The following is a 24,274-nucleotide window of genomic DNA, read 5'->3' on the forward strand; positions in this document are numbered from 1 at the left end:
GCCCCTCCCCCTCGGAGAGACGTTTGTCCAAAGCCATCACCATCGTCGTTCTGACCTGTTTCCTCGTCCTCGGTGCCGCCACCACCGCCATTCTCGGACGCGACAGCGTGCCCAGCGTTAGCGCCGAGATGATCACCCAGGCCCCGCCGAAACCGCTCGCGACCAACCGCGCCGCCAAGGCCGACCGTCTGGTTCCGACCCTGGCGCTGGCCTCGGCCGCGATCGAGCCGGTCCAGGTGCCCGCCGACAAGCTTGCGCAGGCGCCGGTGCTGACCGAGCCGCTGCGCCAGGCCTTTGCCGCCGCCACTCCGTCCGATTTTCCGATGTCCAAGACGGGTTCATCGGCGAGCGTGAACGAGGCGCCCACGGCGGAAGCTCCAGCCGTCGAAGTCCCGGCCAAGCCGAAAGTCGTCGCCAAGCCGCAGCCGCAGAAGTCCTATTCGCTGCTCTCCGACGTTCAGATTTCGGGCATCAAGGATCGTCTGAAGCTGTCGTCGTCGCAGGAATATTACTGGCCTTCGGTCGAGACGGCGCTGCGCAACGTCGTCCGCAGGATCCAGGCGAACAAGCTGTCGAATCCGAACGCGCCGCCCGGCGCGCAGATCGATCCGAACTGCGACGAGGTCCAGCAGTTGAAGTCGGCCGCGATGCCGCTCCTGTTCCAACTGCGTGACGACCAGAAAGAGGAAGTGCGCAAGCTCGCCCGCATCATTGGGCTCGAGAAGGTCGCGCAGCAGATCTGACGCGCGGTTTCCGAAAACATCATGCTCAAACAATGAGCTGAGGCGCGATGGCCAGCCATCGCGCCGAGGGAACCGCCGATATCAGGAACATCCGGCAATCTCCAGGCGTTGCCCGCTCCAAAAGAGGGAGTGGACCAATGCGCGCCTCGACAGCCTATTTCGTCGGTGCCGGAACCATCGTCGCGGCCATCGCTATTGGTCTCGGTGGCGGCATCGTCGCCGGCAACATCATGAATCCGATTGCGCCCAAGCAGGGGCCGGATGCCGGCAAGCTGGCGCAGCGCACGGAAGCGGCTATCGCGCCGGTCCAGAGCAATGCGCCGTCGGAGCGCGTGCAATATCTCACCGGCTCGCAAGCCTTCGGCACGATGATCGCCGCACCCGCGCAGGCGCGGGACGACGCCAAGCCTGAGACAAGGCCCGACACGCAGGTCACTCCGGCGAACGCCGAGCCCCCCGCGCCGCAGCCGTCGCAATCGGCCGCGGTCGAGCCGCCGAAACCGGCATCGCCATCGCCTCCGCAGGCCGCAAAGCCCGTCGAACAGCAGGCTTCGACAGAGCCGTCCTCCTCACCTGACAACGCCTATGCCAAGGCGAGAGATTTTGACGTGAAGCGTGCCGCGTCCGAACGGCGCCGGATGGATCGCCGTGAGCGTTGGTCCGAGCGTCACCGCTATGAGTCCCGCGATCCACGCGGCATGCGCGACCGGACCGATTGGGACGACGTGGCCCGCAACATTCGCCAAGATTCAGACGCGCGCGATTACGCGGGCCGGCCGCGCGGCGGCTTCCCGCAGATCAGGCTGTTCGGCCCCGACGACGACTAGCACCTAACCCAGGGTCGCGGTCGCTGCGCACTCGGCAATCAGGATCGTCGGCGTCTGGATGTTGCCGGAGATCATGATCGGGATCACCGAGCCGTCCGCGATATGCAAGACGTCAATGCCTCGCACCTGCAACCGCTGCGGATCGACGACGGCGAGATCGTCCATGCCCATCCGGCAGCGCCTCGTCATTCCGGGATGCGTGCGCAGCACGCAGGCCCGGAATCCATTTATCCGCGATGACCGCAGCGCGATGGATTCCGGGCTCGCGCCGTCGGCGCGCCCCGGAATGACCGCTAGCTCACCCCCCGTGCGACTCCACCACCTTGCGGCAGCCGTCCGAAAGCTTCGACTTGTTCTCGCGCAGGCAGGCGTTCATCTGCGGCGGCTTGCCGACATGCTCGGCGCAGAATTTGCTGGCGTCGCCGCGGCAGGCCATCTGCTCCTGCAGCGTCGGACCGGATTGTGCCGCGGCGGGCAGGGCGGTGGCGGCAAGCAGCAGCGCGGCAAGAATCGAAATCTTCATAAAGCACCTCTTTGGGCTTGTCGGTGGTCCCGTTCGGGATCAAGCGGGCGGACCATCTCGCGAAGGCCTGGTGCCGGTCCATGCCATGTTCATGGCATCGGATCGCGCTTCTGGCCTGCGTACCCCCATCTTCATGGCATGTATCCGTACGCCGTCTTTTGCCATTCAGACTGCACGTCGGCTGCGAACCCGGTGATTGCACCGGGACGCCGAACGGGAAGCAGGAGAGCAAGATGTCGAAAAGAGCGGGAGTGCTGAGCGCTGGGCTGACGATCATGGCGCTGGCGGGTGCGGCGATGGTGTCGCTGGGCACGAGCCCGGCGCAGGCGGTGGTCTATTGCAAGACGGTCGGCGTGCCCAGGGGCTGCGTGGTGCGGCCGACGGCGGCGGTGGTGGTCGCGCCGGGAGCCCCGGTCGCGGCGGCTGCGGTCGCGACGCCCGGCGTCGGTGCGCCCGGTGTCGGCGTACGTGCCGGCACGCCGATGAATCGCGGCGGCCCGGTCAATCGCGTCGGTGTTCGCTGAGCTTTTCTTCACCTCGCCCCACTTGCGGGGAGAGGTCGAATTCGAGCGTAGCTCGAATTCGGGTGAGGGGGACTCTCCACGAGTCTAACTGTCGCCGTCCTTGCGGAGACTCCCCCTCACCCCGACCCTCTCAGCGCGAGCGAAGCTCGTCGCGGCCCCGCAAGCGGGGAGAGGGAGAGGAAAGACTTCGGGCGACGGGATGACTTGCGGACGAACCCCCCGTCCTCCGCATGAAGATCATCCGGCCCGTTCCCTCTCTCCGTACGTCCCACACGTTCGGGGAGGGGGGCTTTTCAGCCGGCAGCGGCGTCGCTGTCGGGAAAGATTTGCGGCAATTGCAGCCGCACCCGCGTGCCCGCGGCATCCGAGCTCAGATCGAGCACCGCGCCGCAGCGCGCGGCGCGGCTTCTCATGTTGCGCAAGCCCCGCGCGGTCTGGCTCGCGCCCGCGGCCTCGCAATTGCCGGCCAGCGCAAAACCGCGGCCGTCGTCGGTCACGCTGATCACGCCGTACGGCCCCTGGTCCGCGTCGAGCGTCTCGATCGTGACCGCGATATTGCCGGCGTGCGCGTGCTTGACCGCATTGGTCACGGCCTCGTCGAGGATGCGCACGATCTGGATGACGTGCCATGGCCTGAGCTCGGGATGCAGCGGCAGGCCCTGCGGCGTCGCCACGCGCCAGTCGAGCGCGATGTCGTGCGGGCGCAATTGCATCGCCGCGCGCTCGCGCCAGGAGCCGAGCGCGAGCATGAGGTCGCCGCCGATGTCGTCCATGGAGTCGATAACGAGACGGAGATCCTTCAGCGCCGCGCGGGCGGCGTCCGTGATGGTCGCACCCTCATGGCCGCGCTCGGACAGCGCGACGATGCTGACGAGCTGGCCGCCGAGGCCGTCATGCAGGTCGCGCATCAGCCGCGTGCGCTCGTTGGCGAGCGCGGCGGCCCGGGCGCGCGCCTCCTCGCGGGCAAAGCTCGCCTTCAGCCGCTCCTCGGCCTCGCGCACGCGCGTCACGAGCTGGCCGGCAAAGCTGTCGACCTGGTTCAGCGCGCGGGCGAAGCGCCAGGTCAGGCCGGCGCCGATCGCGACCAGCATCGCCGAATAGGACAGGCGCGAGACGAAGATGCGTTCGTTGGTGACGATCTCGGACACCGACAGCATGTCGTGGACCCAGCAGGTCAGCACGATGCTCACCGCGCAGCCGAGCGTGAAGCTCGCGGCATCCTGCCGCCGCACCACCGCGGCCGCGGTGACGCAGGCCATCAGGAACAGGCAGACCCCGACCGTGGGGATGCCAAGCAGGAGAAACAGAATGCGCGGCAGTGGCGGCCCGGCGATCAGCCCGACCACGAACACGACGATGCCCGGCGCGAACAGCAGCGCGCCGTAACGCGGCCAGCGCCAGCCGAAGAACAGCACGCCGAACACGACGATCAGCGCGCTCTCGGTCGGTGCCGATGCCAGCAGCACCGCGGCAAGCCGCGACGTGGTGGCCGGCGGCACCGGCGGCGGTACGAACGCCTGCACCACGCCGAGCACCATCGCCGCCGCCAGCACGCCGTAAACCGGCTCGCGGCGCCGCATCAGCCACATGATCGCAAGGATGACGGCGAGGATGGACTGCCAGGCGGAGAACACCACCGGCAACGTGACGAACAGCAGCGTGCGTGTCTCATAGGCGGGACGCAAGGCTGCATCGGGGCCGACATAGACGGTGTCGAGAAAACCCTTCAAGGGTCCCCATACGAACAGCCGTACCGTGATCTCGTTGCCGCCGTCACGCAGCAACGATGCGGGAATGAGCGCGATGAGCGGCGTGTTACGGTCCGGCCGGTTGGCGTTGAAATCGCGGCGGGAGTCGAGCACGACGACACCGTTGACGGCGACCTCCACCGCATTGCTGAAACGCGGCAGAAACACCGACCATCCCGCCGCCGCATCGCCGCGCCCAACCGTGAAGGCGCCGGTGTAGAGCGGCGGATCAGCCAGAGAGTAACGCGACGAGGTGAAGTGCGGCAGCGTCACGGGACGGCTCGCGCCGTCCTCCCGCAGCGAAAATCCGCTCAAGGCAAAATCGTCGGGGTCGCTCGGCTGGAGCAGCCGCAGCCCGAGGATGGTGGCGATCACGATCAACGCCTGGAGCAGCAGGTAAGGCACGAGGCGCGCGGCCAGCAGCCGGCGCCGCGCGGGTTTGACCGGTGCCTTCGCCGCGATCTCGCTCACAGCTTGATCAGGCCCTGCTGGACGGCCTCGAACACCGCTTCGCTGCGCGTGTGGACCTCGAGCTTGCGATAGATGTTCTTGATGTGCCCGGGCACGGTCTGCCTGGACAGGCCGAGATGGCTTGCGATCTCGGCATAGCTGAAACCTTTGGCGATGCCCCAGAGGATGTCGATCTCGCGCGGGGTCAGTCTTGCGGTGTTGAGTGCGGGGCCCGGCGGCGGCTCCGTCGAATTTTGCGTTCGCCGCACGATGAAACGGGCGATCGAGGCCGAGATCGGGGAATGGCCGGCGACCAGATCGCGCACGGTGGTGGCGATATCGGTGGGGAAGGCGTCCTTGAGCAGGTAGCCGGTGGCGCCGACCGTGATCGCGGAGATCACACTCTCCTCGTCGCCGAGCGCCGAGATCACCATGATCTCGGTGTCGGGAAAGCGCTGCCGGACCTCGCGGATCAGCTCGACGCCATGGCCGTCGGGAAGCCTGAGATCGGTGAGCAGCACGCGCGGTGCCGCCTCGCCCAGCGCCGACCGGGCCTCTCCCAGCGTGCCGGCGCTGCGCACCTCGTAGCCGGCCTTGACCAGCGCATCCTGCAGCCGCCAGCAGGTCGGCGCGTCATCCTCGACGAGGAGGATGGTGATGGCGTCACCCGTCTCGCCCTGTTCGCTCATGTCCATCGTCCCGCACCGCGTGTCCCCCGCGGCGCACGGCAAGTTTACCCGCAGCAGGCACGCCGCGACACCCATAATCATGGGGGCCGCAATGAGGCGGCGTCCCGGACGCCTACTGCTTCGTCGCGGCCGGTTTGTCCGTCGGCATCGGCAGGCTCGGCAGTCGCTGCACGATGATGCGCGCGGTGCCGGCATTGTTCTTGTAGAACTGCTCATAGGGCCCTTGGACCGCGTCGAGCATCGCCGGCCGCAACGCTGCCGGCAGCAGTGCTGGGTAAATCTGCACGGCGTCGTTGACGTAGAAGAACAGATCGCCGGCGTCGGGCGCGACGAATTCGGCCACCAGCCGTCCCGACAGTTTCTGGTCCTCCCAGATCGTGCGCGCCGTGGGATCCTTCGGCACCGGGTCGAAAGGTCCGAGCTTGCTGACAGCGAGCTTGAGCGGATTGTTGTCGGGGAGTGCCTCGAACTCCTTCGTCTTGTCCAGCTGGGTCGGATACCTGCCCTTGCGCTTGTCCGCATCGTCCTCGGCCGGAATGGTCGGATTCATCCGGCGCGGCAATTCCTCGGCCGGCATGACGTTGACGGCCTGCAGCGGAATGTCGCTCATTCCCTTCGTGCCGATGCGCACCACGGGCTGGAACCAGGCGGCGCCGAACTGACGGAGCGTCGGCAGGGCGAGGTAGTGAGGCGTGAAATAGGTCATGAAGCCGTTCGTGCCGCTCATGATGGTGCGGTCGAACCAGGGATCCTCGATCTCGACCCAGACGCGGTATTTGCGGCCCTTCTCGACCGCAAGGCCGCTCCACCAGCAAAACTCCCTCGTCGCGAAGCGGCCGGGCGCATCGACCGGCTCGTCGGGCACCGGCGTCCCGGCCTCCGGCCCGGGCGTCGCGCAGATATTTCCGGTCGCGGTGCGGGCCGTGAAGACGCTGGTCGCTCCGATCAGCAGTGCGGCGTAGAAGATGATGAACAGGAAGATGCCCGGCAGCACGAGCCTGACGAAGAACCAGCGGGCCGGCCCCGCATTCAGCCGCATCCATCGGGCGAAGCGGAGCAGCATGCCGGGCTCGTCGACATGCCGCCGGCTTGCCATGCGGTGCGGCCTGCTCCAGGCCAGCCGCGCGCGTTCCTGGATGGTGTCGCGCAGCACCGTGTTCCTGCGCCAGATCAGGTAGGTGATGGCCAGGACGATCGAGGTGGCGAACGGGTAGTACAGCGTGATGTCGAGCCACGGCGCCGCATAGGATGGCAGAACGTTCCTGACGAGATTGGCGAGCGGACCCAGCACGGCGCCAACGAGCCAATCGATGGTGGCGATGACGTGCAGCACCACGGTGCCTTGCAGACCGTTATCCTTCGACACCCCGATCAGGCTGCGGGCGATCCACGACCAGACCGCGATCACGCCGACCATGAACAGCAGCGAGAAATAGGCGACGCGCCGCCACCACACGGTGTCGCGCGTGAGCCTGGCCATTTCGGCGCTGGGCGTGTTCATGCGCGTGAAGGCTTCGGCCTCGCTTTCGCGCAGCGGGCCCTTGGCTTTCGCCAGATAGGCCTGCTTCATCACCCCGCGGGTACTGTCCGCGATGAGGTTCAGCTTGCTGCCGTCCGGCATCAGCACCAGCGCGTCCGCCGGCAGCATGATCGGAGCGTAGTCGTCGCAGCCGAACAGCATGCGTTCGATGACGGCGAAGTGCACCACCGGCAGCCCGCCATTGACCTCACCGGCGAGGACCGGGCGTGGTCCGTAACGGTAGAGCACGGCGGCGCCGCTGCGCGAATCGTGCTTCGGTCCGATCGCCGATTGGTAGTCCCTGAAGTGCTCGATCTCGCCGTCCTGGAAACGGAGCCGGCCTTCGAGCTGATCGGTCATCCAGACCAGCGGCACGAAGGACAGCGTGGAATCCGGGTAGCCGCCGCCGATGTCGGAATGGACGCCGGTGAACCACACCTCCTTGACCGTCTGGTCGGCCGCCAAATGGCTCTGGTCGATCCGCAGCGGATGGAAGGTGGTGCGCTCGTCGTCCAGCGCCAGCGCATGACAGATGTGCTTCACCTTGCGCGAGGGCCGGTGATTGCGGAATGAGATCGGCCAGATCGCCCAGTCGATCGCGACGCGCAGCTCCTCGATCGGGACGCCGAAGGCCTCGACCGTGTCGAACAGTCCCATGAATTCGATGTCGACGTCCTTGCGACCGTTCATCGCCGCCCGGACATCGGCGTAGGAACGGTGCCCGCAGATCGAATGATAGAGATAGAGCAGGAAATCGCGGATGAAGCGCGCGATCCAGATCGTCGGCAGGCTCTTCTTCCATGGCACGGTGTCGCGGCGGTATTCCCGCCACGCGGCCATGGCGTTGCGCCCCATCTCCTCATGCGACACCGGCGTGCCTTCGATCTCCGCCGGCACCAGGCCCTGGCTCGCGATCATGGACGCCAGCGTGCGCGCGGTGAAGGCGCCGCGGCTGAAGCCGAAGATGTAGATCTCGTCGCCCTCGCGCCAGTTCCAGCACAGGAAGCGGTAGAGCTTGCGGACGTTGGAGGGCACGCCGAAACCGGTTGCGCCGTCGAGCGCGGCGAGCGGCGCCCAGCCGGCGGTGCCGACGCCCTTGATGTAGTGGGTGATCTGGTCCGGCTGGGTGTGGTCGAGCGCCTCGTAGAGACGCCAGACGCTGGATTCCTGGGCTGTGAACGCATTGCCCGTGCCGTCGGCGAACAGCACCAGCTTGCGTTTCGACCGGGCGGCGTCGGCCGTCCCGCCGGCATTCATCCTGCTAAGCGGGTGTTCCGGTTCGGCAGTACCAGCGGTCCGCGCGCCATCCTGATCTGGCATGGGCTGCTCCGGCAATTTCACGAGGAAGCGCTTCAGGCCCGAGCCGGCACTCCTCGGACTCAATCAACGATTGCGTTTATAAAATGGGATGTATTCTGCGCATAGTCCCGCTGAGGTAGCAAGCAGGAACGCGCGGTCTCGCCGCGGTCGGACGTCGCGGAATGACGGTCGCGAAAAGCATTTGGTTTTGCTGGTCGGCGTGCCGGACGGCGAGGGGAGGCGATGTCCGCAGACACCTCTCCCGACGAACGGGAGAGGCGGAGTGTTCAGCCTCTACCTGCCATTGCCGCGGCAGCGGCCACCGGGACCGATATGGTAGCCGCGCGGGCAGGCATGCGCGGCGGGGTTGGCGTAGTTTCGCAGGCAGCCGCCGTAGGGGCCGCGATGCCAGCCGGGGCCGCAGCCGCCGGCGACCGCGATGACGTCGCCATTCGTGCTCGCGCCGAGCGTGGCGAGCGGCATCGCCTGGGCAACGCCCGTGATCGCGCCGAGCGCGACGGCTGCGGCAAACAGGGTGCGCATCATGTCTTGTCCTCCCGAGTGCCGTTGCTTCAATGGCCGGCGGCGAATGCGATGCCGGCGCGCACTTCGGCGATCGCCTGGTCGATCAACCCCATGGCCTTCTCGCGATGGCCGCCTTTGTTCGGCTCGGCCTTGCCGAGCTCGGCGCGCGCCGATTGCAGGATCGCGATGGCCTCGTCCATGTGCGGCTGCGCGCCCAGCGCGTAACCGATGCAGAGGCTGGTCGCGATGACGCCGCCGAGCACGAAGCTGCGGGGTAGAGAGGTTCGCATGTCGTTGTCTCCTCCAGCGGGCGTCAGGCTGGGCCCGCCCGGTTGCCCGGATGCAGCCCCCTGTGTGGCGGATGCCGCAACCGCCGCCTGAATAGAGCCCGCCGATGCGGACCGTCTTGGACTGTCCGGCGCCGGCGACGTCACGGCTTGGACTGACCGGCGCAGCTTGATTCACGTTGGCGTGCTGATAGCCTGCGGGTGGCCGCCTTCAGCACGGGTTCATCTCTTGCCTGCGAGGTTCGGCCGGTTTCACGCACGACGCTTTTTCGAAAAAGTCTTTGTTGGAAGTCCTTTCGATGTCCGTCATCAGGAAAGCGCTCTCCACCGACATGCTCCCGCAGGGCCTGTCCGACCGGCAGCGCTTCATTCGCTTCGCCGAATTGTTCGAGCATTTCTCAAACACCGGCGAGCTGGATCCGGCATCCGACGTGCCGTTTCGCGCCACGATGAACTCGATCCACATCGGCACCACCATGCTCGGGCGCTGCGACGGCAGCTTCGTCACGGTGCGGCGGGAGAAGCGCCAGGTGATCGAGACCGGCGACGACCGTTTTTGCCTCGCGCGCAATACCGGAGATCTTTCTTCGCAGGTGGTCCATCGCGGCCGCGAGTTCACCATGCGGCCGGGATCGATGGTGCTGCTCAAGCTGGACGAGCCGTTTTTCGCTGCTGACGGCGCCAGCCACAAGCGCTTCACCAATGTCCATCTGCCGGTCGATACGCTGCGGGCGATGGTGCCCGATGTCGACGATCTCGTCGGCTGCGAGCTCGAGCCCGGCGGCGCGCTGTCGCTGGCGATGGACTACAGCGATCTCCTCCTGCGCCACCCCGCCGCCGCCGACGAGGCCGGCATGGCGATCGCCGCCCATTTGCTCGATCTCGCCGCGATCGGTCTCGGCGCCCGCAGCGATACCGCAGCCGCCGCCCGCCGCCGGGGCCTGCGCGCCGTGCGGCTCAAGGCCGTGCTGTCGATCCTGGAAATGCGCTTCCACGAACCGGATTTTTCCGCGCAAAAGCTCGCCGCCGCCGCCGGTCTCTCCGAACGCTACGTCAACGAGCTGCTGTTCGAAGCCGGCGCGAGCTTCACCACGCGCCTCAACAACTGCGCCTGCGCAAGGCCGCCGACCTCCTCGCCCACCGCGAGGGCCGCATCAGCGACATCGCGTTTGCCTGCGGCTTCAACGACCTCTCTTATTTCAACCGCTGCTTCCGCAGGCGGTTCGGGCTGACGCCGACGACGGCGAGTGGGAAGTGAGGATCGCTCTTCGTAGGGTGGGGTAGCGTCAGCGTAACCCACCTCTTCTGCTTCGGCGGATAGGGAAGTGGCGGGTTACGGCTTCGCCCAACCCACCCTACAAGCCTACAATGTCTCCACCCGCGGCGGCGGATAGCGCCGCGCCAGTGCCGACAGCGGCAGGTGCCGCTCGCCTTCCGGCAGCTCCAGAAAGGCCAGCACGAGTGGCCGCTTCCAGTCGCCGATGCCGAAATCCATCGCCGTCCATTTCTGCGGCTCGGGGCCTTCGAGGCCCCGGACCCAGACGAAATAGCGGGGGAGGTCGTCGATGTCGGCTTCCGTCGTGCGTCTCCTGGCCATCAAAGCTGCTCGCTGCAACACCACGTTGCTGCAGGATATAGGTATCGACTTGGCGAAGTCGAACGCCTCGACGATCGTTCGTTCCGGCACGCGCGCGGCCTTCTGCAGGCACAGCGCGTTGGGGAGGGCCGACGCTGGTTGCAGGCGGCACTTTCTCGTCACTGCCAGAGCCGACTCTCCGCAACCCGGTTGATGTCGGCGAGCCGCCGGTCGGCGTCGGCATTCAGGTCGATGCTTGCGACCAGCGCCAGCAGGCGGCGATAGGCGCCGTCGGCAATTTCGACCGGCAGCGGGGCCTCGTCAAAGGCCTCGACATAGCTGCCGACGAGACTGCTCAACAGGCGGCACAGGCCGCGCTGGGATGGATGGTCCCGGCCGAGCATCTCGAGCTTCTGCTGAAAGATCCGGAAGGTGCGTAAACCGTGGTGCTGCTGCGAAAGCCACGTGTGCAGGTCGTTCATGTGAGCCTCTTCGAATGACGGAAGAAGCTACCGGTTTATAAAGTGGGGACGGGAGGATGGGAAGGGATTGAGCTACGTTGAGCCAGTCCGTCTTCGCCAAGAGGCTTCGCCGGACACGCTTCGCCCTTCGGTCTCGCATGGCTGCGCCACGCGAAGCCCGAAGGGCGAAGCGTGGTGCCCCTGGCCGGAATCGAACCAGCACTCCTTGCGGAACTCGATTTTGAGTCGAGCGCGTCTACCAGTTCCGCCACAGGGGCCCTCGGTCGGCCCCCAAAGCGAGCGTCGCGAAGCCGGCGGACTATAGCCATGGACAAAGCGGGGTCAACCCGCGCCAAAGTGATCCCGGCTGTTCTCGACAGCCGCTTGGGCCGGGGTTAGAGGCTAAGGAAAGCGACCGACCGGAAGAGGCTGCCGTGACGACCCAGAGTGCCGCAATACCTGCATTCAAGCCGGCGGCCACGAGCCCCGCCCTGATCGCCTCGCTGCTCGTCACGCTGATTGCGGCAGCCACGATCGCGGGCGCCTGGTTCTTCCAGCTCGTGCTGGGGATTGTGCCTTGTCCGCTCTGCCTGGAGCAGCGCTACGCCTATTATCTCGCGATCCCGCTCGGCGCGCTGACCGCGCTTGCGGCGAGGAGCGGCGCGCCGCGACCACTGCTGCTCGCGGGGCTTGCGATCCTCGCGCTGGCGACGCTCGCCAATGCCGGGCTCGGCACCTACCATTCCGGCGTCGAATGGGGGTTTTGGAAGGGGCCGACCGACTGCTCCGGCCCGGTCGTCAATCTCGGCAGCGCCAATGATCTGCTCTCGCGGCTCGACACCGTGAAGGTGGTGCGCTGCGACGAGGTGCAGTGGCGCTTCCTCGGCCTTTCGCTCGCCGGCTACAACGTGCTGATCTCGCTGCTGATGGCCGCCATCGCCGCCTGGGGATTTGCAGCGACGGCGAAGCGTACGTAGCTGCCGTAGGGTGGGCAAAGGCGCGCTCCTTACGCGCCGTGCCCACCATTCATCAACATTGACGCTAGTTGTTGGTGGGCACGCTGCGCTTTGCCCACCCTACGCGAGCTGCGTCCGCTCAATCGTCCACGTCGTCCTGCGTGCGCCCGAACAGGTGCACGATGCCGGGCGTCGCGATCGTCACGAACACGAAGCGCGACAGGTGATGGGCGCCGACGAAGATCGGGTCGATGTGCAGCGTCAGGGCCAGGGCCAGCATGGCGTCCATCGCGCCCGGCGCGAAGGCGACGACGACGTCCGAGAACTTCACCTGCGTGGTGAGGGCGACGATGCCGACGAAGATCGCGGAGACGGCGATTGCCACGGCAAATGATCCCAGCGCTGCGTTGATGTGGCCGGCGAGGGTCTTGATTCGCATCCGCGCGAAACGGCTGCCGATCAGGGCGCCGATGCCGATCAGCGCCACGCCGCGCACCCAGTTCGGCAGGCCGCCCTCGACCCAGCCGGCGCCATGCAGCACGCTGGAGGCGATCATCGCGCCGAACATCCAGCTCGCCGGAAACCTGATCAGCCGCAGGACGAGCGCCGCGGCCAGCGAGGCCGCGACCAGCTCCACGAGATCGAGCGGCGAGGCTATGGCCGTCGTCAGGGACGGCGCAGCGGAAGGCGCCACGCCCGCGAGCGCCAGCACCATCGGCAGCGCCGCGGTGAGGATGATGACGCGCATGGTCTGCACCACCGCGATGCCCGGCAGGTCGGCGCCGCGCTCGACCGCCAAAATCGTGATCTGCGACAGCGCGCCGGGGCTGCCGGCGAGGAAGGCCGAGGTGCGATCCCAGCCATGGACGCGCTGGAGGTAATAGCTCGAACCGAAGGTGGAGCAGAAGGTTGCAAGTGCAAGCAGGCCGATGGTGAGGGGATAGGCGCTGACCTGCTGGATCAGGTGGCGCGAGACGACCGAGCCCAGCGAGATGCCGAGCAGCACCAGCACGGTCTGGGTCAGGATCGGCGGCAGGGTCAGCTGGCGGCCGGCGATCGCGGCGATACCGACCGCGATCATCGAGCCCGAGATCAGCCCGCCGGGGAGATTGGCGACGAGAAACACGAGGCCGCCGGCCGTGCCGATGACGAGTGTCTCCACCGTGCTCAATAACTTGGCACGGCTCGGCCATTCGAACGGCAGGGAGGCGGTGATTTGCTTCACGCCACCTTATCGCAAATCGGCGAGAGGCGCACAATTGCGGCTAGGTCATGCCGCAATGCGCACGCGTCTCGCCGAAGCCGGGGGGTGACTGATTTACTTTTTGTCCGCGGCAGCCGGCGCGGCCGAGCCGGCCTTGGCGGTCTTGATGCATTCGGAGCGGAATTTCTTGCGCTCCTTGCCATGCAGCCCCTTGGCATCCGCCTGCTTGGAGCATTCGAGCGACTCGGCCGAGTGCTCCTTTGGTGCCTTCTTGTCCGTGGGCGCGGCGGTTGTGGTCTTGGTGTCGGTCTTGGCGGCCGGCGCGGCGGTCTGCGCAAAGGCGGTGCCGGTGGCGAGCAGGGAGGCGAGGGCGACGGCGGCGAGGCGAGAGGCGAGGGTCATGGTGTTGCACTCTTCTTGGGAAAATGGCGAAGGGCTGGAACGTCGGCTCGCGTTGCTGAACGCGACATGAATGAGCCGAGTGACGGGATCACTATATTTTGGCGGCGAAAGCCATCGCATCCTTGTCGCAAGCGACCGGCACGCTAGGATAGCAATCCTCGTTTAACTTCCGTCGGGGAAGACCAAGGAGGAGACCTAGGGATGACCATTCAGACAAAATTGTTGTGTGCGATCGTGGCGTCGGGCGTCGCGGCATTGGTGGCCGCCGCGCCGGCACAGGCACTGACCTCACAGGAGTGCAGCGCGAAATATCAGGCGGCCAAGAAGGACGGCTCGCTCGGCACCATGAAGTGGAATGACTTCCGCAAGGCCCAGTGCGGCGCGGACGCGACGCCCGCCGCCGCGCCGACCGCGGCTGCTCCGGCTGCGCCCGCCGCTCCTGCAGAGCCGAAACAGGCGAAGAAGGAGGCTGCCCCCGCTGCGGCTCCGGCGCCGAGCCTGCCTGCCGGTCCCGCGATCTATCCGAACGCGATCGATCCGAAATACGCCAAGGAAACTGCCGGCAAGGCCCGCCTGCACACCTGCGTCGACCAGTACAACGCCAACAAGACCACCAACGGCAATGGCGGCATGAAGTGGATCGAGAAGGGCGGCGGCTATTACAGCGAATGCAACAAGAAGCTGAAGGGCGCCGCCTGAGCTTCGACTGACGCGATGGCTGGAGCAAGGCTCCGGCCATTTCGGCTGAGGCATGATCCGGAAAACTGCACAGCGGTTTTCCGGAAAGATCATGCTCAAACAATGATCTAAAGCGCGATGGCGATTCGTCCTGATCGCATCGCGCTTTAGATCAGCAGCTTCTCGGCTGATTTCGCCACGAGCTGCGATCGCTTGCGCGGACCGCGCTCGACGAACAGCAGGCTCTGGCCGAAGATGAAGCAGTAGAACAGGAAGGCCTGCGCCTCGGCCTCCTCGGCCTCGAGGCCGGTCGCGCGATAGAGCTCGGCGACGTGCTTGAGCCGCGCCGCATCCACGCTCGCCACCGCCGCCGCGGCGTTCTCGTCCGAACGGGCCCATTGCCGGATCGCCAGCTCGATCGCCATGCCTTCCGGGTTGAGCCGCTCGGAGTAGAGCTGGATCACCGCCTTCAGCCGTTCGCGGGGCGCCTGCCCGTCGAGGCTCGTCTGCTGCGCGATCGCCGCCGTGCGCCCCTCGCGCCAGCGCTCCAGCATGGCCGCGAGCAACGCGGCGCGGTCGGCGAAGCGGCGGTAGAAGCCGCCCTTGGTGACGCCGAGGTTCTTGGCGAGCACCTCGACCCGCACCCCCTCGACCCCCGAGCGGGCGAGCTCGGTAAATCCCGCCTCGACCCAGACATCGCCCTTGCCGTCGCTCATGAAGAAAGCCCATCCGGTTCTTGATACGGTACCGTATTGCTAACGCGGCGAGGCCCTGATACGCTACCGTATCAACAATCAAGGGGCAGAAAAGCGCAGGGAGAAATTGCGATGGAGCAGGAGGCAACCTATCGCGGCACGGTCTATCCGTGGCAATGCGATCATGTCGGCCACATGAACATCATGTGGTATGTCGGCAAATTCGACGAGGCCAACTGGAATCTGTTCGCCCGCCTTGGGCTGACGCCGAGCTACTTGCGCAGCTCCGGTCGCGGCATGGCCGCCGTGCAGCAGAACATCACCTACAAGCGTGAGCTGCTGGCCGGCGACATCGTCGAGATCCGCAGCCACCTGCTCGAGGTTCGCGACAAGTCGATCCGCTTCCGGCACGACATGACGAACGCCGAGACCGGCGAGATCGCTGCGTTCTGCGAGATTACGGGCGTGCATATGGACCGTGAGCTGCGAAGGTCCGCGCCGTTCACCGATGCCATCCGCGACGCTGCTTTGAGGCATCTTGCCGAACCGGCCGAGGCTTGAGCCATGACCGCGTTCGAGCCGAAAAACCCGGGCTATCGCGCCGCGGCCATCGCCATGTTCGACGGCCAGCCGGCGATGCGCACGCTCGGCATCACGATCGTCCGCCTTGGGCCGGGCGAGGTCGAGCTGGCGATGCTGCATTCGCCTGAATTCACGCAGCAGAACGGATTTATCCATGCCGGCATCATCACGGCCGGGCTCGACAATGCCTGCGGCGTTGCCGCCTTCACCCTGATGCCGCACAAGGCCGATATCCTCACCGTCGAGTTCAAGACCACGCTGCTCGCACCTGCCCGCGGCACGCGCTTCGTCTTCAGGGCCGAGGTGGTCAAGCCCGGCCGCACGCTGACCTTCTGCGAGGCCAGGGCCTTTGCCGAGCACGAGGGCAAGACCACGCTGATCGCCACCATGACCGGCACCCTGATGGCGATGCTGCCCCGCGTTGCGGCTTCGCCCGAGGTGCGTGCGTCCCGCGCATAGCGGCGATTGACAAGCCTGCCGACGCATCCCTTGATGCGATCGTCATGCTCGCAAGCCTCGGCCTCATCCTGCTCTGCCAGTTGATCGGCGAAGCCGTCGTGCGCGGCCTCGGCCTGCCGCTGCCGGGACCCGTGCTCGGCCTGCTGCTGCTGCTGATCCTGCTGCTCGCGCGCGACCGCCTTGCGCTGCTGGCCCGCGGGCCGTTGCGCAACGGCGGCGTGGAGACCGCCAGCAAGGGATTGCTGGCTCATCTGTCGCTGCTGTTCGTGCCGGCCGGCGTCGGCGTCGTCCAGGAGCTCGATCTGCTCGCATCGCACGGCGTCGCCATCATCCTCGTGCTCGCGCTCTCTGTGGTTGTCACACTGCTTGCGACGGTGCTCGCCTTCCGCCTCGTCAGCCGCCTCCTGAGGCAACAGGACGCCCGATGAAGGACAACCCGTTCTCGCTCTGGGTCTATCTCTCGCAGTCCCCGCTGCTGTGGCTGACCGTGACCCTGCTGGTCTATGCGAGCACGGATGCGGTGTCGCTGGCGAGCCGGCGCCATCCGCTCGCCAATCCCGTGCTGCATGCGATGTGGATCATCGGTGTGTTCCTGCTCGTAACGGGCACCTCCTACACTACCTATTTCGCCGGTGCGCAGTTCGTGCATTTCCTGCTGGGGCCCGCCACCGTCGCGCTCGCCGTGCCGCTCTACGAGAACCGCAAGCGCGTGGTCTCATCCATCGTGCCGATGCTGGTAGCGCTCGTTGCCGGCTCGGTCACGGCGGTGGTGTCGGTGGTGCTGCTGGCCGAGCTCGCCGGGCTGCCGCGCGACGTCGTGCTGTCGCTGGCGCCGAAATCGGTCACGGCCGGCGTTGCCATGGGCATCGCCGAATCCCTGCACGCCGATCCTTCGCTGGCGGCGGTTGCGGTCATCCTCACCGGCATCATGGGCGCGATCATCGTGACGCCGCTGATGAACCGCACCGGCGTCACCGATTTCCGGGCGCGCGGATTTGCCGCCGGCCTTGCCGCGCACGGCATCGGCACCGCGCGCGCGTTCCAGGTCGACGAGATCGCTGGCGTCTTTTCCGGCATCGCCATGAGCCTGAACGCTTTGGTGACCTCGTTCCTGGTCCCGCTGGCGGTCACGCTGCTGGTGCGATGACATCGCCGCCGCAACACTCTATATGACCTGTAACAATTCCCGGTCTCGATCCGTATCGACGGGGATGGGACCGAAATGGGACGAGATATGGCTGGATTCAGGAATAAGGGCCTTGTGCCGACGCGGCGCGCCGCGCTGACGCTGATCGGGGCGGGCGCCCTGGCGGCGGGCAGCATCACCTCGGCGCTGGCAGCCGCCGCCGATGACGAGGTGCTGACCGAAACCAAGGTGCTGCGCGATCCGGACACGCCCGTCGCCGGCAATCCCGAGGGCAATATCACCATCGTCGAATGGTCCGACTACAATTGCCCCTATTGCCGCAAGCTCGAGCCCGAACTGCGCCAGGTCGTCCAGGACGACGGCAAGGTGAGGCTGGTGATGAAGGACTGGCCGATCCTCGGGCCGGTGTCGGTCACGGCGGCGCGGATCGCGCTCGCGGCGAAATTCCAAGACAAGTACCATCAGTCCCATGACGCCATGATGGGCGTCAGCTCGCGACTGACCGAGCCGCGCATCAATGAGCTTCTGGCGGCTGCCGGCGTCGACATGGACCGGCTGAAGCGCGATCTCACCGACCACGCCAAGGACATCGACGCCATCCTCAAGCGCAACAACGAGCAGGCCGAAGCCTTCGGCTTCCGCGGCACCCCGGCCTTCATTGTCGGCAAGTACCGCGTGCCCGGCGTGCTCAGCATAACCGAATTCGAGCAGGTCATCGCCGACGCGCGCAAGGCCAAGATGAACTAAGGCGCTCGCCGCAACTGACACGCCCAATACGAAGGCGCCGCCGCGGACCGCGACGGCGCCTTGTTCATGATAGCCGCGACGTTACTTCGACGAGATGCGGACCCAGTCCTTGTGCGCGCGATCGCGCAGAGCATCCCAGTCGGCCTTTGCGACATCCCAGTTCACGATGGTGCGATTGGTGGTCGCGACCTCGCCATTGGCGACGGATGAGGTCTGCATGGAGTCATAGACATAGACGCCGCCCGCGAGAAGCAGCGCGCCCAAAATCATTCCGAAAAAAGTCTTCATAGCGAACCTCCGGTGTCGCGCCGATAACGTCGGCACGGCGCGATGGTTCCGCGGCCATGCGGCGCATCTAAGGAGAGGTTGTTCATTATCCGTTCAGCCACGCCAGCAGCTCCGCATTGATCTCGCGCGGAAAGGTGTGGCTGAGATCGTCGATCTCGCGATAAACGACGTCGGCGCCGGCGGCGGAGAGCGCCGCTTGCGTCTGTCGCGCGGTCTGCACAGGAAACATCCAGTCGAGCTTGCCGTGGGTGATGAAGATCGGCAGGCGCTGCAGGCGCGCAGCATCCGCCATCTCCGCCATCAGCGGGTGGAAGGTCGCCGACACCGGCGCGAGATGCGTAAAGGGCGATGCGCCATCGAGCCCGCTGACGTAGCAGAAGGTGCCTCCGTCGCTCATGCCGGTCAGCAGCATGCGCGAGCCGTCGATGGACCAGCGGCTGCGCACAGTCTCGAGGATGCGCATGAGGTTGGGCGTATCAGTGTCGTCGCCCATCAGCGCCCAGGTTTGACCGGTCGCAGTCGGCGCCACCAGGATCGCACCCACGCTGCGGGCATCGCGGAGCCAGCTCCACAGGAATCCACGGCCATTGCCGCTGCCGCCATGCAGCGCCATCACCAGCGGCATCGCGCGCTCCGGCGAATAATATTCGGGGACATAGACCGAGAAGCCGCCGCGGCTGCCGGGCTCGTTGTGATCGTGGAAGATGCCGCCGTGCTCGCCCGCGCCAGCCTCGAGCCGTGCCAGCAGAATTTCGTCCTCGCGCCTCGCGGCGTTGAGGAAGAAGCTGCTGACCGGCGGAAATTGCACGGCAAGCGGATAAAGCGCCTCCAGCGCGCGCGGCACGTGGCGCAGTGCGCGGAAGACGGCGACGAGATCGCCGTTGCCGCGCTCGACCTCGCGAATGCCGGCAAAGGCGGCGAGCGTCTCGTTGCAGGCACCATCGAGCCGGTCGCGCAAGCCGGCGAATTGTTCAGGCCAGGTGCCGATCGCCGAATGTGCGGCTTGCAGTGCGTCGTCCGGCGCGCCGATCGCGTTCATCACGGACGCGAAGGCCGGCGGATGCAGGTGACGGGTGAAGAAGCCGAGCGCCTCCAGCGCGTTCAGCAGCGGCGGCAGCACGGCCACGATGTCGTCAACGACGGCCTCGGTCATCGCCGCTTCCTTGCTTCAGTTCGGCCGGTCAGTGCAGCTTCGGCGCCTTCAACAGCTTGAAGCGGTCGGTCGAAGTCACCGTGACGTCGAAGGTGACGCCTTCATGATGCACGGTGAGCGGGACGTCGACGCCGGCGGCGCCGAGCGCCCACATCTTCTTGTAGAAGGCGGTCTGGCTGATGATCTTCTCGCCGTCGACGGCGAGGATGACGTCGCCGGTCTTGAGCTCGGCGCGGGCGGCCGGCCCGTTGGCGGAGATCCCGATCACCACCACGCGGTTGTCGATCTCGGTTGAATAGAGCCCGAGCCAGGGCCGCGACGGCTTGTTGACGCGGCCGAACTTGCGCAGATCCTCCAGGATCGGCTTCAACAGGTCGATCGGCACGATCATGTTGACGTGCTCGGCCTTGCCGTCGCGTTCGCGCTCGAGCTGGAGCGAGCCGATGCCGATCAACTCGCCGCGCTCGTTGAGCAAGCCGGTGCCGCCCCAGTTCGGGTGCGCGGGATGTGTGAAGACGGCCTCGTCCAGCAGATATTCCCAGTAACCGGCGAATTCCTGCTTGGCCACGATCTGGCTCGCAACCGATCGCGTGCGGCCGCCGGCGCCGCCGACCACGACGCGGTCGCCGACCCGGGTCTCCGCCGAGCTGCCGAGCGGCAAGGGTTCGACGTCGAGCTCACCCAGCGCCTGCACGAGGCCGAAGCCGGTGACCGAATCGAAACCGAGGGCATGTCCCTCGACGACGCGCCCGTCGGCGAGGTGCAGCCACACCGATTCCGCCTCGGTGATGAGATAGCCGATGGTCAGCACCAGCCCGTCGTCGATGACGACGCCGTTGCCGGCGCGCTCGGTGCCCAGCGTCTCGGCGCTGAACGCGTCCGGCGGGATGATGGCGTGCAGGCCGACGACGGACGCGAGCGCGCGGTCGAGATCGAAACCGTAATCGCTCGCACGCGGCTGATTGGCCGGCGGCACTCTCCATTCGGTCAGGGCGGGCATGGAGTTCTCCTGGCTGAGTGCATCGCTCCGCCGTGGCTAGCGGAACGACGCGCGAAGCATGGATAATTTAGGCCGGAGAAGGCCGTCTTGAAAGCCTCGTTTCCCAACTATTCCGCAGAACGCCGTGTGAAATCTTCGAAAGGCGCGGGACCGTTTCGCGCGCGGTCGGCGGCCCGGCGGTCCTTCGATCCGGCATCCGCCGCATGGCTGCTGTCCGGCGAGGTGCTAGGCGCCGTGTAATGAAGCTGCTAACCATTGCCGCTTCGTTTGACCAAGAGATCACGGACCGAAACATGGACAACCGCAGCGACATCTGGCGTGGCGTCGACACGATCAAGGCGCGTTTCATCGACCTCAGCGACAAGGTCTGGGGCATGCCGGAGGTTTGTTACACCGAGGCGCGGTCCGCCGCCGAGCATCTCGCCGAACTGCGCCATCAGGGCTTCCGTATCACCGAGAACGTCGCGGGCATCCCGACCGCGCTGATGGGCGAGTGGGGCGAGGGCGGACCGGTCATCGCCTTCATGGGGGAATATGACGCGCTGCCGGGCCTCAGCCAGGAGGCGGGCGTGGCGGAACATCGTCCGGTCGAGACCGGCGGCCATGGCCATGGCTGCGGTCATAATCTGCTCGGTTCTGCGGCACTGCTCGCCGCGACCGCGGTGAAGGACTGGCTCGCCGAGAACAAGGTGCCGGGCCGCGTGCGCTACTATGGCTGCCCGGCTGAAGAAGGCGGCGCGGCAAAGGCGTTCATGGTGCGCTCCGGCGCGTTCGAGGATGCCGACATTGCCATCACCTGGCATCCGCACAGCTTCTGGGAAGTGGCGGTGACGCCGTCGCTCGCGAACACGCGCGCCGACTTCATTTTCACCGGCCGCACCTCGCATGCGGCCGCCTCGCCGCATCTCGGCCGTTCCGCGCTCGATGCGGTGGAGCTGATGAATGTCGGCGTGAATTACATGCGCGAGCACATGCCGAGCGACGCGCGGGTGCATTACGCGCTGCTCGACACCGGCGGCATTGCGCCCAACGTGGTGCAGGCGCATGCGCGCGTGCGCTACTCGATCCGCGCCCGCGATCTGCCCGGCATGAACGAGCTGGTCGGCCGCGTGAGCAAGATCGCGGAGGGCGCGGCGCTGATGACCGAGACCAAGGTCGAGATGAAGATCATCTCCGCGGTCTCCAACATTCTGCCGAATACGCCGCTGGAGCAGGCGCTGCATCGGGTCATGGAAGAGCTCGGACCGCCGCATTTCGACGACGCGGACAAGGGGTTTGCCACCCAGATCCGATCGACGCTGACCGACAAGGACATCGCCTCGGTCTACTACGCGATCGGGATGGAGCCGACCGATCGGCCGCTGGCCGACTTCCTGGTGCCGCTCGATGCCAAGCGCAACCCGCTGGTCGGTTCGACCGACGTTGGTGACGTGAGCTGGGTGGTGCCGACCGTGCAGGTTCACGCACCGACGGTTGCAATCGGCACGCCGTTCCACACCTGGCAGGTGGTGGCGCAGGGCAAGAGCCCGCATGCCCACAAGGCCATGGTGCAGGCGGCCAAGGCGATGGCGGGTACCGGCATCAAGGCGCTCACGGAACCGGAGCTGATCAAGGCCGCGAAAGCCGACCTTGCGAGGCGAACAGCCAAGACACCTTATGTCTGTCCGCTGCCGGACCACGTCGCGCCGCCACTGAATATGTCCGTGGTGTAGAATTTCGTCTCGACACTTCGTCTGATCCGGCGAACAAATTTTCCGCAGTGCAACGTGGATTCCGGCGCGTTTTGACGCCGGATTGCCGAACGCTTGGGCTGCGGAACGCAGTTTTGCCCAACGGACAGCCAGAACACCGTTTGCATACACACAGTCGCAGTTGACGGGCGGCCTATTCGGTGTGCCATCTACGGCCAGACAAAACCCGGCGGTCGCATCGCGGCCGCCTGCATCCATTCGGGAACCAGACGGGGGACAAACCATGCTGGATAAAGAACTGCGTTCGATGATCGGCCAAGTGAAGGACGGACGGATGGATCGCCGTGCCTTCATCCAGCGTCTTGCCGCTGTCGGTCTGACCGCACCGCTGGCCAACCAGATCCTCGCGCTGGGCGGCGTCGCCATGGCGGAAGGCGTTTCGACCTACAAGCCGACCAAGCGCGGCGGCGGCGGTGCGCTGAAGCTGCTGTGGTGGCAGGGGCCGACCCTGCTCAATCCGCATTTCGCCACCGGCACCAAGGACCAGGACGGTTCGCGCCTGTTCTACGAGCCGCTTGCCTGTTGGGATCCGGACGGCAACATGAAGCTGGTTCTGGCCGCCGAAATCCCGTCGATCCAGAACGGCGGCCTCGCCGCCGACGGCAAGTCGGTGACCTGGAAGCTCAAGCCCGGCGTCAAGTGGCACGACGGCAAGCCGTTCACCGCCGACGACGTCGTGTTCAACTGGGAATACGCCAAGGATCCCGCGACCTCCGCGGTCACCATTGCGACCTATCGCGACATCGTCGTCGAGAAGGTGGATGACCTCACCGTCCGCATCGTCTTCAACAAGCCGACGCCGTTCTGGGCCGATGCTTTCGTCGGGGCTCCGAACACCATCATCCCCAAGCATCTGTTCGCGGATTACAAAGGCGCGAAGTCCCGTGAGGCGCCGAACAACCTCTCGCCGGTCGGCACCGGCCCGTACAAATTCCTCGAGTTCAAGCCGGGCGATCTCGTCCGCGGTGAGCTCAATCCCGACTATCACATGCCGAACCGTCCGTATTTCGACACGCTCGAAATGAAGGGCGGCGGCGATGCCGTCTCGGCGGCGCGCGCGGTGATCCAGACCGGCGAATACGATTTCGGCTATAACATCCAGGTCGAAGACGACGTGCTGTTGCGCCTGGAGAAGGGCGGCAAGGGCAAGGCCATCTACGCCGTGGGCGGAGACACCGAGTTCATCGCGCTGAATTTCACCGACCCGAACACCGAGGTCGATGGCGAGCGCTCTTCGATGAAGACGAAGCACCCGCTGTTCTCCGATCCCGCCGTACGCAAGGCGCTGGCGATGCTGGTCGATCGTGAAGCGGTGAAGAAGGTGATCTACGGCCGCGCAGGCCGCACCACGGCGAACTTCCTCAACGGCCCCGAAAAGTTCGTCTCCAAGAACACGAGCTGGGAATTCAGCATCGAGAAGGCGTCGAAGATGCTGGATGACGCCGGCTGGAAACCGGGTGCGGACGGCATCCGCGAGAAGGACGGCAAGAAGCTGAAGCTTCTGTACCAGACCTCGATCAACGGCCCGCGCCAGAAGACCCAGGCCATCGTCAAGCAGGCCTGCCAGAAGGCTGGCATCGACGTCGAGCTGAAGTCGGTCGTCGCCTCGGTGTTCTTCTCCTCCGACGCCGGCAATCCCGACATCTACCCGAAGTTCTATGCCGACATGGAGATGTTCCAGATCCCGATGAGCCAGCCGGATCCGTCCCAGCACATGCGGCGCTATATGTCGGCGAATGTGGCGACCAAGGAGAACAAGTGGCAGGGACAGAATTTCCCGCGCTACGTCAACAAGGAGTATGACGACGCGATCCTGGCCGCGGAAGGCGAGATGGATCCGGTCAAGCGCGCGGCGTTCTACATCAAGGCCAACGATATCCTGATCGGGGACACCGTGTTCATCCCGGTGCAGCATCGCCTCAAGGTGGAGGCCGCTGCCAACAACCTGGTTTGCGTGGTCAGCGGTTGGGCGAACGAGACCGACAACCTGTTCGACTGGTACCGGGAGGTATGATCGCGCAGGCCTAGGCGGGGTCTTTCC

At 66.1% G+C, this 24,274-nt stretch carries 28 protein-coding genes and 1 tRNA gene; 13 read left to right on the forward strand and 16 right to left on the reverse strand.

The genetic code is table 11. The annotated features are described in order from the left end of the window. The first annotated feature begins 23 nt into the window (after positions 1–23). Positions 24–743 carry a hypothetical protein gene (locus ACE10W_RS03425; RefSeq protein ID WP_038965342.1) on the forward strand — a complete coding sequence of 240 codons (720 nt, stop codon included), beginning with the start codon at positions 24–26 and terminating at the stop codon, positions 741–743. Between the two features lie 137 nt (positions 744–880). Further along, the gene (locus ACE10W_RS03430) at positions 881–1,570 is read left to right on the forward strand and encodes a hypothetical protein (RefSeq protein ID WP_304550795.1); all 690 of its coding nucleotides are present in this window, start codon (positions 881–883) and stop codon (positions 1,568–1,570) included. A 3-nt stretch (positions 1,571–1,573) separates the two neighbouring features. Here the strand turns inward: ACE10W_RS03430 and ACE10W_RS03435 are convergent, their stop codons facing one another. Further along, on the reverse strand, positions 1,574–1,759 hold the full coding sequence (locus tag ACE10W_RS03435; protein ID WP_375762503.1) for a GMC oxidoreductase: 186 nt from the start codon (positions 1,757–1,759) through the stop codon (positions 1,574–1,576). Positions 1,760–1,868: 109 nt separating this feature from the next. Then, on the reverse strand, positions 1,869–2,093 hold the full coding sequence (locus ACE10W_RS03440) for a cysteine rich repeat-containing protein (protein ID WP_028173581.1): 225 nt from the start codon (positions 2,091–2,093) through the stop codon (positions 1,869–1,871). A 233-nt stretch (positions 2,094–2,326) separates the two neighbouring features. Here ACE10W_RS03440 and ACE10W_RS03445 point away from each other — a divergent pair, with 233 nt between their 5' ends. Next, positions 2,327–2,617: a hypothetical protein gene (locus tag ACE10W_RS03445; RefSeq protein WP_304550797.1), complete on the forward strand. Its 291-nt coding sequence runs from the start codon at positions 2,327–2,329 to the stop codon at positions 2,615–2,617. A 293-nt stretch (positions 2,618–2,910) separates the two neighbouring features. Here the strand turns inward: ACE10W_RS03445 and ACE10W_RS03450 are convergent, their stop codons facing one another. The 5 genes from ACE10W_RS03450 to ACE10W_RS03470 form a co-directional block, all read right to left on the reverse strand. Continuing rightward, positions 2,911–4,836, reverse strand: a complete 1,926-nt coding sequence (locus ACE10W_RS03450) for an ATP-binding protein (protein ID WP_304550798.1) — start codon at positions 4,834–4,836, stop codon at positions 2,911–2,913. Next, positions 4,833–5,504 (reverse strand): response regulator transcription factor, encoded by a 672-nt coding sequence (locus tag ACE10W_RS03455; RefSeq protein ID WP_304550799.1) that lies wholly within the window; start codon positions 5,502–5,504, stop codon positions 4,833–4,835. Before ACE10W_RS03455 ends, ACE10W_RS03450 begins: the two co-directional genes overlap by 4 nt. Positions 5,505–5,616: 112 nt before the next feature. Beyond that, the gene (locus ACE10W_RS03460) at positions 5,617–8,343 is read right to left on the reverse strand and encodes a DUF2235 domain-containing protein (RefSeq protein ID WP_304550800.1); all 2,727 of its coding nucleotides are present in this window, start codon (positions 8,341–8,343) and stop codon (positions 5,617–5,619) included. 273 nt (positions 8,344–8,616) lie between these two features. Then, a complete protein-coding gene (locus tag ACE10W_RS03465; RefSeq protein WP_370205494.1) occupies positions 8,617–8,868 on the reverse strand; it encodes a GCG_CRPN prefix-to-repeats domain-containing protein in 252 nt (83 codons plus the stop codon). 26 nt (positions 8,869–8,894) lie between these two features. Beyond that, a complete protein-coding gene (locus tag ACE10W_RS03470; protein ID WP_304550801.1) occupies positions 8,895–9,137 on the reverse strand; it encodes a hypothetical protein in 243 nt (80 codons plus the stop codon). 760 nt (positions 9,138–9,897) lie between these two features. On the opposite strand from ACE10W_RS03470, the gene ACE10W_RS03475 reads away from it, so the two are divergent. Then, positions 9,898–10,392 carry a helix-turn-helix transcriptional regulator gene (locus ACE10W_RS03475; protein ID WP_304553953.1) on the forward strand — a complete coding sequence of 165 codons (495 nt, stop codon included), beginning with the start codon at positions 9,898–9,900 and terminating at the stop codon, positions 10,390–10,392. Between the two features lie 105 nt (positions 10,393–10,497). Here ACE10W_RS03475 and ACE10W_RS03480 read toward each other — a convergent pair whose 3' ends face one another. The 3 genes from ACE10W_RS03480 to ACE10W_RS03490 form a co-directional block, all read right to left on the reverse strand. Further along, a complete protein-coding gene (locus ACE10W_RS03480) occupies positions 10,498–10,731 on the reverse strand; it encodes a hypothetical protein (RefSeq protein ID WP_028173576.1) in 234 nt (77 codons plus the stop codon). A 158-nt stretch (positions 10,732–10,889) separates the two neighbouring features. Next, on the reverse strand, positions 10,890–11,192 hold the full coding sequence (locus ACE10W_RS03485) for a hypothetical protein (protein ID WP_028173575.1): 303 nt from the start codon (positions 11,190–11,192) through the stop codon (positions 10,890–10,892). A gap of 172 nt (positions 11,193–11,364) precedes the next feature. Further along, a tRNA-Leu gene (locus ACE10W_RS03490) sits at positions 11,365–11,449 on the reverse strand. Positions 11,450–11,605: 156 nt separating this feature from the next. Between ACE10W_RS03490 and ACE10W_RS03495 the strand changes: the two genes are divergently transcribed. Next, positions 11,606–12,148: a disulfide bond formation protein B gene (locus ACE10W_RS03495; RefSeq protein ID WP_011084158.1), complete on the forward strand. Its 543-nt coding sequence runs from the start codon at positions 11,606–11,608 to the stop codon at positions 12,146–12,148. Between the two features lie 118 nt (positions 12,149–12,266). On the opposite strand, the gene ACE10W_RS03500 is transcribed toward ACE10W_RS03495, so the two are convergent. Both ACE10W_RS03500 and ACE10W_RS03505 read right to left on the reverse strand, forming a co-directional pair. Then, entirely contained in the window at positions 12,267–13,352 is a 1,086-nt protein-coding gene (locus ACE10W_RS03500) for an AbrB family transcriptional regulator (protein WP_304550802.1), read from the reverse strand. Between the two features lie 93 nt (positions 13,353–13,445). Continuing rightward, on the reverse strand, positions 13,446–13,733 hold the full coding sequence (locus ACE10W_RS03505; RefSeq protein ID WP_028173573.1) for a PsiF family protein: 288 nt from the start codon (positions 13,731–13,733) through the stop codon (positions 13,446–13,448). A 201-nt stretch (positions 13,734–13,934) separates the two neighbouring features. Here ACE10W_RS03505 and ACE10W_RS03510 point away from each other — a divergent pair, with 201 nt between their 5' ends. Next, complete coding sequence (locus tag ACE10W_RS03510; RefSeq protein ID WP_028173572.1) at positions 13,935–14,432, forward strand: hypothetical protein; 498 nt, start codon at positions 13,935–13,937, stop codon at positions 14,430–14,432. 146 nt (positions 14,433–14,578) lie between these two features. Here the strand turns inward: ACE10W_RS03510 and ACE10W_RS03515 are convergent, their stop codons facing one another. Continuing rightward, positions 14,579–15,127 carry a TetR/AcrR family transcriptional regulator gene (locus ACE10W_RS03515; protein WP_011084162.1) on the reverse strand — a complete coding sequence of 183 codons (549 nt, stop codon included), beginning with the start codon at positions 15,125–15,127 and terminating at the stop codon, positions 14,579–14,581. A 111-nt stretch (positions 15,128–15,238) separates the two neighbouring features. Between ACE10W_RS03515 and ACE10W_RS03520 the strand changes: the two genes are divergently transcribed. From ACE10W_RS03520 to ACE10W_RS03540, 5 genes are all read left to right on the forward strand, one after another. Beyond that, positions 15,239–15,667: a thioesterase family protein gene (locus ACE10W_RS03520; RefSeq protein ID WP_028173570.1), complete on the forward strand. Its 429-nt coding sequence runs from the start codon at positions 15,239–15,241 to the stop codon at positions 15,665–15,667. Between the two features lie 3 nt (positions 15,668–15,670). Continuing rightward, the gene (locus ACE10W_RS03525) at positions 15,671–16,147 is read left to right on the forward strand and encodes a PaaI family thioesterase (protein WP_161536659.1); all 477 of its coding nucleotides are present in this window, start codon (positions 15,671–15,673) and stop codon (positions 16,145–16,147) included. Between the two features lie 44 nt (positions 16,148–16,191). Continuing rightward, the gene (locus ACE10W_RS03530) at positions 16,192–16,575 is read left to right on the forward strand and encodes a CidA/LrgA family protein (protein ID WP_011084165.1); all 384 of its coding nucleotides are present in this window, start codon (positions 16,192–16,194) and stop codon (positions 16,573–16,575) included. Beyond that, complete coding sequence (locus ACE10W_RS03535) at positions 16,572–17,294, forward strand: LrgB family protein (protein ID WP_011084166.1); 723 nt, start codon at positions 16,572–16,574, stop codon at positions 17,292–17,294. The genes ACE10W_RS03530 and ACE10W_RS03535 overlap by 4 nt, the downstream gene beginning before the upstream one ends. Positions 17,295–17,381: 87 nt before the next feature. After that, the gene (locus tag ACE10W_RS03540) at positions 17,382–18,041 is read left to right on the forward strand and encodes a DsbA family protein (protein ID WP_304550803.1); all 660 of its coding nucleotides are present in this window, start codon (positions 17,382–17,384) and stop codon (positions 18,039–18,041) included. Between the two features lie 81 nt (positions 18,042–18,122). Here ACE10W_RS03540 and ACE10W_RS03545 read toward each other — a convergent pair whose 3' ends face one another. The 3 genes from ACE10W_RS03545 to ACE10W_RS03555 all read right to left on the reverse strand — a co-directional run bounded on the left by ACE10W_RS03545 (position 18,123) and on the right by ACE10W_RS03555 (position 20,482). Continuing rightward, a complete protein-coding gene (locus tag ACE10W_RS03545; RefSeq protein ID WP_027544339.1) occupies positions 18,123–18,329 on the reverse strand; it encodes a hypothetical protein in 207 nt (68 codons plus the stop codon). 85 nt (positions 18,330–18,414) lie between these two features. Next, on the reverse strand, positions 18,415–19,482 hold the full coding sequence (locus ACE10W_RS03550; protein ID WP_304550804.1) for a dienelactone hydrolase family protein: 1,068 nt from the start codon (positions 19,480–19,482) through the stop codon (positions 18,415–18,417). 28 nt (positions 19,483–19,510) lie between these two features. Next, on the reverse strand, positions 19,511–20,482 hold the full coding sequence (locus ACE10W_RS03555) for a S1C family serine protease (protein ID WP_028173565.1): 972 nt from the start codon (positions 20,480–20,482) through the stop codon (positions 19,511–19,513). 293 nt (positions 20,483–20,775) lie between these two features. Between ACE10W_RS03555 and ACE10W_RS03560 the strand changes: the two genes are divergently transcribed. Beyond that, entirely contained in the window at positions 20,776–22,194 is a 1,419-nt protein-coding gene (locus ACE10W_RS03560) for a M20 family metallopeptidase (protein WP_304550805.1), read from the forward strand. A gap of 262 nt (positions 22,195–22,456) precedes the next feature. Then, positions 22,457–24,247, forward strand: coding sequence for a peptide ABC transporter substrate-binding protein (locus tag ACE10W_RS03565; protein WP_304550806.1), 1,791 nt, complete (start codon positions 22,457–22,459; stop codon positions 24,245–24,247). The last annotated feature ends 27 nt before the right edge of the window (positions 24,248–24,274 follow it).

This window comes from Bradyrhizobium sp. B025, from assembly GCF_042257955.1.
GTDB classification, from domain to species: Bacteria; Pseudomonadota; Alphaproteobacteria; order Rhizobiales; family Xanthobacteraceae; genus Bradyrhizobium; species Bradyrhizobium diazoefficiens.

What these genes read in the sequence shown, in the direction of transcription:
- ACE10W_RS03460 (WP_304550800.1), bottom strand. Translation starts at nt 8,343, where the DNA reads ATGCCAGATCAGGATGGCGCGCGGACCGCTGGTACTGCCGAACCGGAA.
- ACE10W_RS03545 (WP_027544339.1), bottom strand. Translation starts at nt 18,329, where the DNA reads ATGAAGACTTTTTTCGGAATGATTTTGGGCGCGCTGCTTCTCGCGGGC.
- ACE10W_RS03550 (WP_304550804.1), bottom strand. Translation starts at nt 19,482, where the DNA reads ATGACCGAGGCCGTCGTTGACGACATCGTGGCCGTGCTGCCGCCGCTG.
- ACE10W_RS03430 (WP_304550795.1), top strand. Translation starts at nt 881, where the DNA reads ATGCGCGCCTCGACAGCCTATTTCGTCGGTGCCGGAACCATCGTCGCG.
- ACE10W_RS03470 (WP_304550801.1), bottom strand. Translation starts at nt 9,137, where the DNA reads ATGCGAACCTCTCTACCCCGCAGCTTCGTGCTCGGCGGCGTCATCGCG.
- ACE10W_RS03440 (WP_028173581.1), bottom strand. Translation starts at nt 2,093, where the DNA reads ATGAAGATTTCGATTCTTGCCGCGCTGCTGCTTGCCGCCACCGCCCTG.
- ACE10W_RS03505 (WP_028173573.1), bottom strand. Translation starts at nt 13,733, where the DNA reads ATGACCCTCGCCTCTCGCCTCGCCGCCGTCGCCCTCGCCTCCCTGCTC.
- ACE10W_RS03555 (WP_028173565.1), bottom strand. Translation starts at nt 20,482, where the DNA reads ATGCCCGCCCTGACCGAATGGAGAGTGCCGCCGGCCAATCAGCCGCGT.
- ACE10W_RS03445 (WP_304550797.1), top strand. Translation starts at nt 2,327, where the DNA reads ATGTCGAAAAGAGCGGGAGTGCTGAGCGCTGGGCTGACGATCATGGCG.
- ACE10W_RS03435 (WP_375762503.1), bottom strand. Translation starts at nt 1,759, where the DNA reads ATGACGAGGCGCTGCCGGATGGGCATGGACGATCTCGCCGTCGTCGAT.
- ACE10W_RS03525 (WP_161536659.1), top strand. Translation starts at nt 15,671, where the DNA reads ATGACCGCGTTCGAGCCGAAAAACCCGGGCTATCGCGCCGCGGCCATC.
- ACE10W_RS03485 (WP_028173575.1), bottom strand. Translation starts at nt 11,192, where the DNA reads ATGAACGACCTGCACACGTGGCTTTCGCAGCAGCACCACGGTTTACGC.
- ACE10W_RS03560 (WP_304550805.1), top strand. Translation starts at nt 20,776, where the DNA reads ATGGACAACCGCAGCGACATCTGGCGTGGCGTCGACACGATCAAGGCG.
- ACE10W_RS03530 (WP_011084165.1), top strand. Translation starts at nt 16,192, where the DNA reads ATGCTCGCAAGCCTCGGCCTCATCCTGCTCTGCCAGTTGATCGGCGAA.
- ACE10W_RS03510 (WP_028173572.1), top strand. Translation starts at nt 13,935, where the DNA reads ATGACCATTCAGACAAAATTGTTGTGTGCGATCGTGGCGTCGGGCGTC.
- ACE10W_RS03465 (WP_370205494.1), bottom strand. Translation starts at nt 8,868, where the DNA reads ATGATGCGCACCCTGTTTGCCGCAGCCGTCGCGCTCGGCGCGATCACG.
- ACE10W_RS03515 (WP_011084162.1), bottom strand. Translation starts at nt 15,127, where the DNA reads ATGAGCGACGGCAAGGGCGATGTCTGGGTCGAGGCGGGATTTACCGAG.
- ACE10W_RS03520 (WP_028173570.1), top strand. Translation starts at nt 15,239, where the DNA reads ATGGAGCAGGAGGCAACCTATCGCGGCACGGTCTATCCGTGGCAATGC.
- ACE10W_RS03535 (WP_011084166.1), top strand. Translation starts at nt 16,572, where the DNA reads ATGAAGGACAACCCGTTCTCGCTCTGGGTCTATCTCTCGCAGTCCCCG.
- ACE10W_RS03565 (WP_304550806.1), top strand. Translation starts at nt 22,457, where the DNA reads ATGCTGGATAAAGAACTGCGTTCGATGATCGGCCAAGTGAAGGACGGA.
- ACE10W_RS03455 (WP_304550799.1), bottom strand. Translation starts at nt 5,504, where the DNA reads ATGAGCGAACAGGGCGAGACGGGTGACGCCATCACCATCCTCCTCGTC.
- ACE10W_RS03540 (WP_304550803.1), top strand. Translation starts at nt 17,382, where the DNA reads ATGGCTGGATTCAGGAATAAGGGCCTTGTGCCGACGCGGCGCGCCGCG.
- ACE10W_RS03480 (WP_028173576.1), bottom strand. Translation starts at nt 10,731, where the DNA reads ATGGCCAGGAGACGCACGACGGAAGCCGACATCGACGACCTCCCCCGC.